This window comes from Paenarthrobacter sp. NyZ202, assembly GCF_049860755.1.
Classification (GTDB): Bacteria; Actinomycetota; Actinomycetes; order Actinomycetales; family Micrococcaceae; genus Arthrobacter.
This window is the reverse complement of the sequence record NZ_CP187556.1, coordinates 2000064-2011763: the sequence shown is the minus strand read 5'-3', so window position 1 is coordinate 2011763 and position 11700 is coordinate 2000064. Positions and strand designations below refer to the sequence as shown.

10 protein-coding genes are annotated in these 11700 nt (G+C 60.0%); 8 read left to right on the top strand and 2 right to left on the bottom strand.

The annotated features are described in order from the left end of the window. Window positions 1-31 precede the first annotated feature (31 nt). Together ACPFL9_RS09285 and ACPFL9_RS09280 are read right to left on the bottom strand one after the other, a co-directional pair. Complete coding sequence (locus ACPFL9_RS09285; RefSeq protein WP_426007224.1) at window positions 32-1357, bottom strand: MFS transporter; 1326 nt, start codon at window positions 1355-1357, stop codon at window positions 32-34. 175 nt (window positions 1358-1532) lie between these two features. After that, a complete protein-coding gene (locus ACPFL9_RS09280; RefSeq protein ID WP_426007223.1) occupies window positions 1533-2210 on the bottom strand; it encodes a GntR family transcriptional regulator in 678 nt (225 codons plus the stop codon). Between the two features lie 152 nt (window positions 2211-2362). On the opposite strand from ACPFL9_RS09280, the gene ACPFL9_RS09275 reads away from it, so the two are divergent. From ACPFL9_RS09275 to mobF, 8 genes are all read left to right on the top strand, one after another. Further along, entirely contained in the window at window positions 2363-3481 is a 1119-nt protein-coding gene (locus ACPFL9_RS09275; RefSeq protein WP_426007222.1) for an alcohol dehydrogenase catalytic domain-containing protein, read from the top strand. Beyond that, the gene (locus tag ACPFL9_RS09270; RefSeq protein ID WP_426007221.1) at window positions 3478-4230 is read left to right on the top strand and encodes an SDR family oxidoreductase; all 753 of its coding nucleotides are present in this window, start codon (window positions 3478-3480) and stop codon (window positions 4228-4230) included. The genes ACPFL9_RS09275 and ACPFL9_RS09270 overlap by 4 nt, the downstream gene beginning before the upstream one ends. Then, window positions 4230-5135 carry an NAD(P)-dependent oxidoreductase gene (locus ACPFL9_RS09265; protein WP_426007220.1) on the top strand — a complete coding sequence of 302 codons (906 nt, stop codon included), beginning with the start codon at window positions 4230-4232 and terminating at the stop codon, window positions 5133-5135. The genes ACPFL9_RS09270 and ACPFL9_RS09265 overlap by 1 nt, the downstream gene beginning before the upstream one ends. A gap of 28 nt (window positions 5136-5163) precedes the next feature. Then, on the top strand, window positions 5164-5598 hold the full coding sequence (locus tag ACPFL9_RS09260; protein ID WP_426007219.1) for a carboxymuconolactone decarboxylase family protein: 435 nt from the start codon (window positions 5164-5166) through the stop codon (window positions 5596-5598). Next, window positions 5585-6415, top strand: coding sequence for an N-acyl homoserine lactonase family protein (locus ACPFL9_RS09255; protein WP_426007218.1), 831 nt, complete (start codon window positions 5585-5587; stop codon window positions 6413-6415). The genes ACPFL9_RS09260 and ACPFL9_RS09255 overlap by 14 nt, the downstream gene beginning before the upstream one ends. A 2-nt stretch (window positions 6416-6417) precedes the next feature. Next, complete coding sequence (locus ACPFL9_RS09250) at window positions 6418-6732, top strand: putative quinol monooxygenase (protein ID WP_055976432.1); 315 nt, start codon at window positions 6418-6420, stop codon at window positions 6730-6732. A 1059-nt stretch (window positions 6733-7791) separates the two neighbouring features. Next, the gene (locus ACPFL9_RS09245) at window positions 7792-8133 is read left to right on the top strand and encodes a hypothetical protein (protein WP_426007217.1); all 342 of its coding nucleotides are present in this window, start codon (window positions 7792-7794) and stop codon (window positions 8131-8133) included. Then, entirely contained in the window at window positions 8130-11690 is a 3561-nt protein-coding gene (gene mobF, locus ACPFL9_RS09240) for a MobF family relaxase (protein WP_426007216.1), read from the top strand. The genes ACPFL9_RS09245 and mobF overlap by 4 nt, the downstream gene beginning before the upstream one ends. Window positions 11691-11700 lie beyond the last annotated feature (10 nt).

The window sequence follows — 11700 nt, the reverse complement described above, 5'->3', positions numbered from 1 at the left end:
GGAGACGTCTCCCGCCTTGCACCATGAAAGATCAGATGCTCAGTTCGTCCACGCGAACGGTGTCCATGGCCTTCTTGTTCTTGATGGTCTTCGCGGTGACGATGGCGATGAAGCCGAGGACTGCCGAGATGACCATGTACCAAGCGACTGCGTCGCTTGATTGGTACTGCTGAATCAGCAGGGTTGCGATGATCGGCACTGGTGCTGATGTGACGATGCCTCCGAGTTGGTAAGCAAGGGAGGTGCCCGTGTACCGAACTTCCGTGGGAAAGAGTTCGGCTGTGAAACCGGAGATCACGCCATATGAGACACCATGAAGGATGGGGAGTGCTATAACGAGTGCCAGCAGAATTCCCCAGAATGTTCCTGTGCTGAAGAGGGTGAAGACCGGAAAGGCCCCCGCAGCAACCAGAATGCAGCCTGTCAGCAGTACCTTCTTCTGGCTGTACTTATCGGCGAAGGTGGCGAAGAACGGCAAGGTAAACACTTGAAGGGAGGCGGCAATCATCAGGGCGACGAAGATCGTGCTTGAGGGGATGCCAAGCTGCTTCGGGCCGTAACTGACCAGGAAGACGGTTGCGATGTAGAACGTGAAGTTTGGCGCGAAACCGCAGAGAATGCCGTGCATGAGTGAGCGCTTGTGGTTCTTGAAGACTTCAAACGCCGGCACCTTGGGGACTTCGTTCTTCTCCTGGATTTCCAGGAACTCAGGCGATTCGGTGACTTTGAGTCGGATCCACAGGCCAACGATGACCAGAAGGATGGAAGCAATGAACGGAATCCGCCAGCCCCACGACTGAAGCTGGTCCTGAGGCATGAGTGCGATCAGCGCGAAGGTGCCGCTGGAGAGGACCGTGCCCGCCGGAACGCCAGCCTGGGGGAAGCTGGCAAAGAAGGCGCGCTTATTGGCTGGAGCATGTTCAAGGGACATCAGCACGGCGCCGCCCCATTCCCCGCCGACCGCAAAGCCCTGCAGGAACCGGCAGACCACGAGCAGAATCGGAGCCCAGATACCGATGGTGGCGTAATTAGGCAGCAGCCCCACCACGAGCGTACCCAATCCCATAGCCAGTACAGACCAAACGAGCATCTTCTTCCGGCCAATCTTGTCACCGAAGTGCCCAAAGAACGCACCACCGAAGGGACGGGCGATGAAAGCCACCGCGAAAGTGGCAAACGAAGCCAGAGTGCCGGCAAACGGGTCCAACGTAGGGAAGAACTGGCTGTTAAGCACCAAAACAGTGGCAGCGCCGAAGATGTAGTAGTCGTACCACTCGATCGTGGTTCCAATGAAACTGGCCATGGCGACCTTCGCCGGTGAAGGCGGCGACGCCAGTGTCGCGGATGATGCGCCCATTACGCTCAACCTTTCGAAACAGAGAGTTGGGGATCCTGGAAGTGCTGGAATGTCATAAGACCGTATTACGGTGTTACGAGCTTAGAGCGCACATGTGATCCACGTCAACTCGTTCTGAGACAAAACAAAAGCTCCGGTTCACCAGGGGGCAAACCGGAGCTTGGAGAGGTACGAATCAGCTGGCGTGAAGCTTGCGCATCTCCCCCAAGGCCGCCTCTGCCGCATTGCGAACATGTTCTTCGCAGGCCAAGCGGGCTTCGTCGGGATCCCGGTTGACGGCTGCCGCAGCCGTAATCCGGGTTATCTCAGCGATAGTACGGGCATCGCGACCCGGAGCGGCCAGAGAGAGCGTGCGGAGCATCTGAGTCCGGGCATTAACGCTCCGCAGCATCCGGGCAATCTCTGCGTTTCCAGTTCCATCGAGAAGCACGTCATAAAAGCGATCCTTAGCCGCCAAGCGCTTCTCCGCGTCGCCGGAGGCCACTGCAACCTTGACCTCACCAAGCCTGGAAACCAGCTGCGCGCATTGATCGTCGGTGGCCCTCTCGGCGAAAAGGCTGCCGGCCAGTGACTCAAGTGCACGGCGGACCTCGTAGAGGCTCTCCGCGTCATGAATGCTGAGCGTGGCAACTTCGGGGCCCCGATTCGGGACCATAGTAACAAGCCCCTCGGACTCAAGCTGCCTCAGGGCCTCCCGAATTACGGTCCGGCTTACGGAGTATTTCTCGCACATTACTGTTTCGACCAACCGGTCCCCCGGCGCGAACTCCTGGGCAACGATGGCTCGACGCAGGGCGTTGACCACTTCCGTACGAAGAGGCGCAGCTGTTCTGCGGATGGCGTCAATTGTCATGGCATTCCTTCTAAAGGGTCTCACCATCATACGCGATAGCACCGAATGTAGGGCTAGACACGGTCAGAGGTATTACGGTAATACTGGATTAGCGCGATTTGCAGCTCACTGAGAAATATTCCGCCGGAGACGGCGGCGACTGGAGGAGAACGATGAAGTTCAGAGGAGCAGTTCTGGAAACCATCGGGGCGCCCACGCCCTGGGGGGCGACCACTCCCATCAACGTGGCCGAGTTGACCCTTGACGCACCGGGCCGCGGCGAAGTCCTCATCCGGATGGAAGCAGCGGGGGTGTGTCACTCAGACCTCTCTCGCGTCAGCGGTGTGCGCGTCTGCGTAGTACCCATGGTCCTGGGGCACGAGGGCTCGGGCATTATTGAAGAACTCGGTGAAGACTGTGGGGATTTGAAAGTCGGACAGCGCGTCACGATGACGTTCATGCCGCGCTGCGGTGAATGTACCGCATGTACTTCCAGCGGCTGGGCGCTATGCCTCGAAGGCACCAAGGCCAACGCCGAAGGAACCCTGCTTCACGGCGACCGACGTCTGCGCATCAACGGCCAGCCCCTGGACCACCATGGGGGAGTTTCGGCGTTTGCCGAGTACGCCGTCGTGGACAAGCATTCTGTCGTTCCGCTGCCCGAAGGCGTACCGGCGGACGTCGGCGCTCTCCTCGGTTGCGCCGTCCTCACGGGCGGCGGCGCAGTCATAAATGCGGCTAAAGTGCGGCCCGGTGAGTCTGTTGCAATTGTCGGCATGGGAGGCGTTGGCCTTGCAGCTGCTCTTGTGGCCATAGCCGCGGGCGCTGGCGAAGTGGTTGCCATCGACATGCTCCCGTCCAAGTTGGAAACTTCGTTGGAGATGGGTGCGACTGCTGCCTACACTCCGGCGGACGCAGCGGCGGCCGGCCTGAAATTCGACGCCGTGATCGAGTGCGTGGGAAACCCCGCTGCGCTCTCCGGCGCCATCGATATGACCAAACCAGGGGGCCGAACTGTGACAGTCGGGCTTCCCCGGCCCGATGCACGACTCGAGATCTCCCCCTTGAGCCTGGTTGTTGAAGCCCGTCAGATCATCGGCTCTTACATGGGCTCCGGGATTCCATCGGAGGACATCGCCCGCTATGCCCAGATGTACTTGGATGGCGTCCTGCCAGTCGAAAAGCTCATCTCCGGCACCATCGCCCTGGAGGACATCAATCACGCCATGGATGAACTCCGCGAAGGCAAAGTCATCCGTCAGATCATTGACCTCAAAGGAAACGCCTCGTGAATTTCACTGACCAAACCGTCATCGTCACTGGCGCCGGCAGCGGTATCGGCAGGGCGGCCGCCCTGCGATTCGCTGACCTCGGCGCCAACGTGGCCATCGCAGACAAGAACGAAGCGGCGGCCCGGGAAGTCGCCGATGAGGCCGGCGCCAAAGCCTTGGCAGTCACCGTCGATGTCAGCGACTCGGCCAGCGTCCGGTCCATGATCAAGACTGTCGTGGACAACTTCGGAGGCCTTGATGTCCTGTGTAATAACGCGGGATTCGGGTTCCCCGGAAATGTGCTGGAGATCGACGAAGACAACTGGGACCGTCTCATGTCCGTCAACCTCAAAGGTGTTTACCTCTGTTCAAAATACGCCATTCCGGAACTCGCCAAGACCGGTGACGGTAGGATCGTCAACACCTCCTCATATACAGCCAACGTCGGCATCCGCGACCGAGCTGCATATGTGGCCTCCAAAGGCGGCGTATCGGCTCTCACCCGGGCCATGGCGCTGGACCACGTGGATCAAGGCATTCGCGTCAACGCCGTGGCTCCTGGAACCATCAATTCGCCCTACTTCGACAAGATGATTGCCGAGTCAGCAGAACCGCAAAAACTCGTTGACTCCCTCAACGGCCGTTCGCCCATGCACCGTATGGGGCGCCCGGAAGAAGTAGCCGAAGCCATCGTTTGGCTTGCCGCCAAAGAGTCCAGTTTCGCGACCGGATCTGTGCTCACCATCGACGGAGGAACGTCAACATGGTAATGCCCGATTCTCACGCGTCCCTGTTCGTAGGCCTCGGTAACATGGGCCGGCCGATGGCCATGAACTACTCCCCCGGGCGCGAGCTGTTCGTCTACGATACGAATCCGGTGGTCGCCGCTGAGGTGGCTGCAGCGACGAACGGCACCGCTCTGCCTGATCTTGAGAACATCCCGTCCCACGTGGGGACCGTGATCCTCATGCTCCCCAACAGCCGGATCGTCGAGTCTGTCCTGCGCACCAGTCCCGGACTCCTGAAGCGTCTGACGGCTGGAACCCTGATCATCGATATGAGCTCCTCCGAACCCCAAAGCACCGCAGGCCTTGCCGCTGAAGCAGCTGCCCTGGGCATCGATTACATCGATGCGCCGGTGTCCGGTGGTGTCGCCAAGGCCCTGACCGGCAAACTGGCCATCATGGTCGGTGGCGACAGCACCGCCGTCGAACGCGCCAAACGGCACCTTCGTAACCTCGGCGAGTCCATCACTCATGTCGGGCCCCCAGGGACGGGACACGCAGCCAAAGCGCTGAACAACTTGCTGTCAGCCACCAACCTCGCTGCCGCAGCGGAAATTCTGACGGTGGCCGCAACGGCTGGCATTGCACCGGAGAAGATGTTGGAAGTGATCAATGGCTCCACGGGCCGCAGCCAGGCGTCTGAGTTCAAGTATCCCCGCCACATCCTGACTGGAAGTTTTGATTCCGGCTTTGCCATGGACTTGATGCTCAAGGACCTGAAGATCGCCAAAAACCTCATTTCCCAGCAGTCCGCTGAGGCGCCGATCGTGCTCACCGCACAGGAAACCGCCGAGAAGGCGCGGGAGCTCTTGGACAGTGACAATCCGGACCACACCGAATTTGCCCGATATTACGAAAAACTCAACGGCGCACCGCTTCGCACCAGCTGATCGCCGCACCATCCGGAAGGACACCAGTATGACCATTGATCTGAACGACCAGACCGCCGAGGCCCAGGCCTACATAGACGACATGGCGCGCAAACGCGGATACGTCCTCGATTACCACAAGGTAATGGCCAAGCACGATTTTCCAGTACTTCAGGCGGCAAATCACGTGGTGTCCGCTGCCTATTTGGATGAGCGCACCCTGGACCGTAGGACCAAGGAACTCATCTTCATTGTCAGCCTCACCGTCATGCGCGCATCGAAGGGACACATTCAGTCCCACATCCGCGTAGCGCTTGACCTTGGCCTGACGCCCACCGAAATCCTCGAAGCGATAGAGATTTCGCTTCCGGAAGCCGGCGTCGTTGCATTCCAGGCCGGCTTCGAAGCATGGCGGGAAGTTGTTGGCGCCGACGGCCTTGAGCCTTCCGTTGAAGTTCACGAGGGCGGCAATGGCGCCGACTAAGGATGACGGCGGCTACCGGGTTGTCGTCGTTCGCGTCGGCACCCGGGCCACTGAACGCAGCGACGTCTACCTTAACTACCGCTTGTACGGTCAAGACGATGGACCGGCCACCGTTGACTACTACTTCTGGATCCTTCAGGGGCCAGAAGGCATCCTTGTTGTGGACACAGGCTTCGGCGAAGAAGCCGGCCGCCGGCGCGGCAGGACCCTGCTGCTGCACCCCGCCGAGGCCCTTGCCCACCTAGGCATGGACCCGAATGATGTCGGTGACGTCGTGGTGACCCATGGCCATTACGACCACATCGGAAACCTTGACCTGTTCCCGAACGCCCGGATCCACATTGCCGAAGCTGAATACCGGTTCTGGACCTCGCCCACAGCTGGACACGTCCAGTTCTCCTTCTACGCTGAAGACGGTGAAATAGACCAGCTTCGCTTGGCCGAAACCCAAGGGCGCCTCAAATTGTTCTCGGGCGAAACGTCGCCGGCTCCGGGAATCAGACTGGTCGAAGTCGGCGGGCACACGCCCGGACAGGCAATTGTTTACGTCCCCACTTCGGAGGGCGACGTTCTTTTGGCCTCTGACGCTGTCCATTTCTACGAGGAGTTGGAACGCGACATGCCGTTTACTGCAATCAGCGATCTGCCGGCCATGTATGAGGCTTTCGCGTTCATCCGTGAAGAAGCGCGTCAACGCGGGCTCACCGTCGTCGCGGGCCATGATCCGGACGTTCTGGCACGATTCCGTCCCTGCCAGGAACTCCCTGCCGGGGCCGCCGTGGTCATCGGCGCAACCCACCAAGACCCAAAGGAGTAATCATGACCAGCACCTTCAATGTCGTTGCCAGATACAGAACCAAGCCAGGAACCACGGAAGAGGTTCTGGGACACCTGCAGAAGATGGCAGCCCAAACCCGTGAAGAACCCGGCAACATCTCCTACGAATTCTTCCGCGGAGTGGAGGATGACAGGAAAATTGTCATCCTGGAGAGCTACCACACAGCCGAGGACTTTGACCTGCATCGACAGACGCAACATTTCCTCACCATCGGGGCTGTCCACATCATCCCGGAGCTCGAAGCGCGGACCGTTTCCACCTATGTCACAGCCAACAGCCCCGCAGAAGCTCCTTAGGAAGGCACGAGGATGGAAACAGCCTCCACCACCGAAGCCCGGATCAGTCAGAACTGGTCCGGGCTTCGGCCTGCCAATTGAGACGCCGTTTCCTCGCTCACTCGGTGTGATCGTTCTTAATCAACACAGTTCTTCGCCGGAAACGTACTTTGAAGCGGAGCAATGCCTCCCACTCAGAGGTTGACCGCGCGGCACTAGCAAGCTGGACGGGATGCAGCCTGCCTACGTCGTGCAGTTTCGCACGGTGTAGCCATATTGCGTCGGCCATTGAGGCTCGATGCCCAGCTCAATGGCAGCTTGCCGAGGCCGGTAGGGTTTCCGCAGTAGCTCACGACCAAGGAATATGGGATCCGCTCCTCCTCTCCTCAGGATGTATTCGGCCTGGGCAGGGTGGGTGAAATGTTCACAGCGCCGGAATCAATTCCAGCTTGGTTAAGTGCCTGCGCTGCATAGAGCCCCTGTTAATTGGGCACGGCCGAGATCTTGGGCTCCCTAACGAGACCGTCGGTGGACAGATCCAGGAAGTCGGCCCCTGTGCGTGCAGTTCCTTGCCTAGACGAACCGCATCGTCGGCAGTCCACTCCTCTAGGAGATCATTGGCGTTCTCGCTCCGCCAGTCGGTGGCCGAAGTACGAAAAGAGACTGGACCGCCTTGGGGACAAACCGCCCGGACGGCTCGGACTACCTCCAGCACAAAGCGCGGCCTGTTTCAGAGTTCCACCATAGGCGCCGGTGCGCGTGTTGGACCCGGCGAAAGAAATGAATGTATCAGGTAGCCAGGAGCGCCCTGAACCTCGACAACCTCGAACCGCGCTTTAAAAGCTCATATGGCAGATTCACCGAAGTCGATGACGAACTGCTGACAGCAGCGCCGCGGTCAAGACTGCTGCCGATCCCCACAGCAATACCGCGCTAGGGGGCGAAACTAGATGTCTCGCCAAAACATACGCTTTGAAACCGCAAGCCCTTGCGGTGCCTTGAACGTCATGACTCCTTCACACCTCTGGCATCCAAGGCGACACGTCATGCTGGCTGACGGCTCCTCGTGCATGAAAAGTTGTGAACACAAAAACTCCTCAACGACTGCCAGATCCCAAGCTCCGCGATTGCCGGGCCCGCATCGACCGGCTCACCACGGAGCTGCGGCGGCAGTCCTCCGAGCTCGAACGCCTCCACGCGATCTACGACGAACTGGACACAAGGAACGGTCTTCTCCACAACGAAGTCCTGCGTCTCAAACGAGCCCAAAGAACCAACGTCCAGGATCTGGCCCATGTGGCTACCGCTCTGGTCCACGTCTCGAAGGTCAAGGGTGTCGCCCTCGACCCAACCACAGTCGGCATCCTTCGTCGCAGAGGATGGCTGCCCAACAAGACCAGATCCGGGGCGCTTCGTGCATGACCATGTCGATCGCCCGGCTCTCCGTCCAGTCCGGGCTGAAGTACCTGTTCAAATCCACCATGCTCGATGACGCGGCCGCTACTCCCCCGGACGCGATTAGCTACTACGTCGACGCAGGAACTCCGCAGGGCCAATGGGTCGGCAGTGGCTTAGCGGGAATTGACCGCAAACAGGGGGACAAAGTCACCGAGTCCGACGCCAAGGCAATCTTCCAAAACGCCACGCACCCTGACACCGGCCAAGCTTTAGGCCGTCCATACAGCCAGACCACAATCTCAGAAAAGGCAAGCCGCCGACAACTAACCAAGAACGCCGTCGCCGGTTTCGACCTCACCTTCAGCGTCCCCAAATCCGTCTCAGCACTCTGGGCTCTCAGTCCCCGGCACCTACAAGAACAGATCCTCAAGACCCACCACGAAGCTGTCGATGCATCGCTGCGATGGCTGGAGGAGCTGGTCATCAACACCCGCTCCGGACGCAACGGCGTAGCCCATCTCGGGACCCGAGGCGTCATCGCCGCTGCGTTCGACCATTGGGAATCCCGCGCCGGCGACCCACAACTTCACACCCACGTCGTCATCGCCAACAGGGTCCAACGCATCACCGACAACGCCTGGACCACCCTCGACTCGCGCAGCCTCTACAAAGCCGTCGTTGCAGCCAGCGAGCACTACAACGGCATCCTCTTCGACGCCCTCAAAGCCAGCATCGGCACCGACACAGAAATCCGCACGCCAACCCAAGCCTCCCACAACCCCAGCCAACAACTCACCGGCGTATCCGAGGAACTCATCCGCGAATTCTCGAATCGGTCCAGGCTCATCGACGTCGAAACCGACCGCCTCGTCAGAGAATGGACGGCGGAACATGGGCAACGACCTACGGCCACCACAGTCGTCAAGCTTCGACAGCAGGCCACCCTGACCACACGCAAACCCAAAGACACAACGCCCGCTCCCCTTCGCCAGCTCTCAGCTCAATGGTGCGAACGCTCCAAAGCCAAGGGCCTCGACCCCGAAACCGTGGTTGCCTCCACCATCCATCGCTCCCACTCACGCCCGTTCAGCGTCGTTGACTTAGCCCCAGACTGGATTGCCGCCGTCGGGCACCTGACCGGACAGCGCGTGGCCGCCAAACGCTCCACCTGGAATCGCTGGAACCTGATCGCGGAAGGCGAGCGGGTTTGCGCCGAGATCCGGTGCGCCTCCCCCGCGGACCGCAACGCCATGATCGAAGCCGTGGCCACCGACGCGGAGCGCCAATCCGTGCCACTCAACGAGTACCGCTACACCCTTCCACCGGATGCCTCCGATGACCTGCGTTTCGCCGGCCGCAGCGTCTTCGACTTTGACGGCGCACGCCTCTACACCGACGACGCGACGCTCATCTTCGAGGACGAGGTGCTGGCAGCAGCGAACGACGACGGGGCGCCGGCCGTCGCGGTAGACCTCACCATTGAGGCACTCGAGTCATACCTGAATAAGGACGGATTTGAGCTTGCCCAAGACCAGAGGACAGCAGCCTCGCAGGTCCTGATGAGCGCTCATCGCTTGGACGCAATCGTCGGCCCCGCCGGCACCGGGAAGACGACAACTCTCGGTGCAATCAAATCTGCCTGGGAATCCACGTTCGGCGTCGGCAGCGTGGTCGGCTTGGCTCCGGCAGCTGCGAGCGCCGAGGTGCTTGGGCTTGGTCTTGGCATGGTCACAGAGAATGTGGCGAAGTGGTTGCATGAGTCTGTTGGTTCGGGTGCGAGCGCAAGAGCCAGTCAGTTTTTTGCCGCGGAAGCCCGGCTGAGGCCGACGTCCAATAGGGACCCCGTCAACGCTCGCTTCGAACAGATGGCAGCCCGGTTAGCTGCTGAACAAAGCCGGTGGCGATTTAGGCGAAACCAACTGGTCGTAGTCGATGAGGCATCGATGGTGTCGACAATCCAGCTGGCCTCTCTGGTCAGGCAAGCGGAGGACGCTGGAGCCAAGATTGTGCTGGTCGGCGACCCTGCCCAGCTCGACTCGATCGATGCCGGGGGTGTTATTGGTTGGCTCAATCGACAAGGTAAGGCAGCGCGACTGAACACGATTTGGCGTTTCGCTCACGAGTGGGAGAAGTCGGCTTCTTTGGCGCTACGCGAGGGCCGCGTTTCTGCTTTGTCTGTCTACGAGCATCACGACCGGATCAGCCACGGCGTCTATATGGATATGGTGGACGGTGCGTACGTTGGTTGGCACGACGATATCCTCGCCGGACGAGTGTCAGTATTGATTGGACCTGACAACGACACCGTGAGAATGCTCAATGAGCGTGCCCAGGCTGACCGTGTCGTACGCGGCGACGTCGATGCCGAGCACACGGTTGTGCTGAGGGACGGTCTCAAGGCGGGCCCCGGTGACCAAGTTATCGCTCGAAGGAACGATCGGACTACTCGCGACACCCAGGGCGCCTTCCTCCGCAACGGGACGTTGCTTGAAGTTACTGAGGTGGACAGCCGGAGGGGCTCACTTCGCTCCATCCGAAGAGACACCGGCGCCACCGTTCAGTTAGCGGCCGCATATGTCGAGAACGCCCTGGAACTGGGCTATGCAACAACAGCCCACCGCTCTCAGGGCCTAACCGTGGACACAGCCCACACCGTCGTCACGCCCGGTCGTCTGACACGGGAACTATTGTACGTCAGCATGACCCGAGGGCGGCATTCCAACATGGCATATGTCAGCGAGAGCAATCCGGATGAGGAAGAGATCCTCGACCCTTCCTCACGGGCAGGTTGGCGGTCAATCCTGAGCGAAATCCTGGATGCCGAAGGAGCTGAGCGGACAGCCCATGAAGTTCGGGACTTCGAACGATCCCACGCCGACAGCCTCGAACGGTTGAACCTCGAGTACGACTACCTAGCCCAAATCGCTGCAGGACTGGATTTGGCGAAGAGTATCGAGTCGCATTCCCGCGGTGACGCCGAAGCGATGATGGCTTCACGTGCCTGGGGCGCAGCAGTTGCTGTTTGGCGCCGAGCCAGCAACGTTAGTCGCCCAGGGGCCCAGCGTGTGCTGGCTCGGGCACTCGAGTCCGACGCCACCGCCTACAACGTCACGGCCGTGGTCCACGCCCGTCTCCGCAGATTCTGTTCGCTAATGCCGGAGTTAGCTTCCGACCCACTGACAGAGAGGCTCACCAACACGCGTGAAGATCTGGCCTTCATGCTTGGACAGGTTCGACGGCGGATCGGGAACCGAACAGAACAGGTCGCCAGAACAGCGATGCTTGAGGAGCCCGAATGGAAGACAGCTCTCCTCAATGAGCTCAACCCTCACACCGAAAGCTACGAAGGAGCGCCGCTTGTTCGGAGCGTTGCCATCTATAGGGACCGCTGGGGTGTCCACGACTCGGCTTTGCCTCTTGGCGCTCCGCCCGCCGAGTGGGACTGGGAGCAAAACATGCACTATCAACAGCTTCAAGCCTCAATATCAGGTGCCCGCCTTGAGTTGGCTGATGCCCCCATCAGGGATTCCGCATGGTTACGAACCCAACATAGCCTTACCAGCAGTGGTTGGCAGCTTTAAACTGGAAACG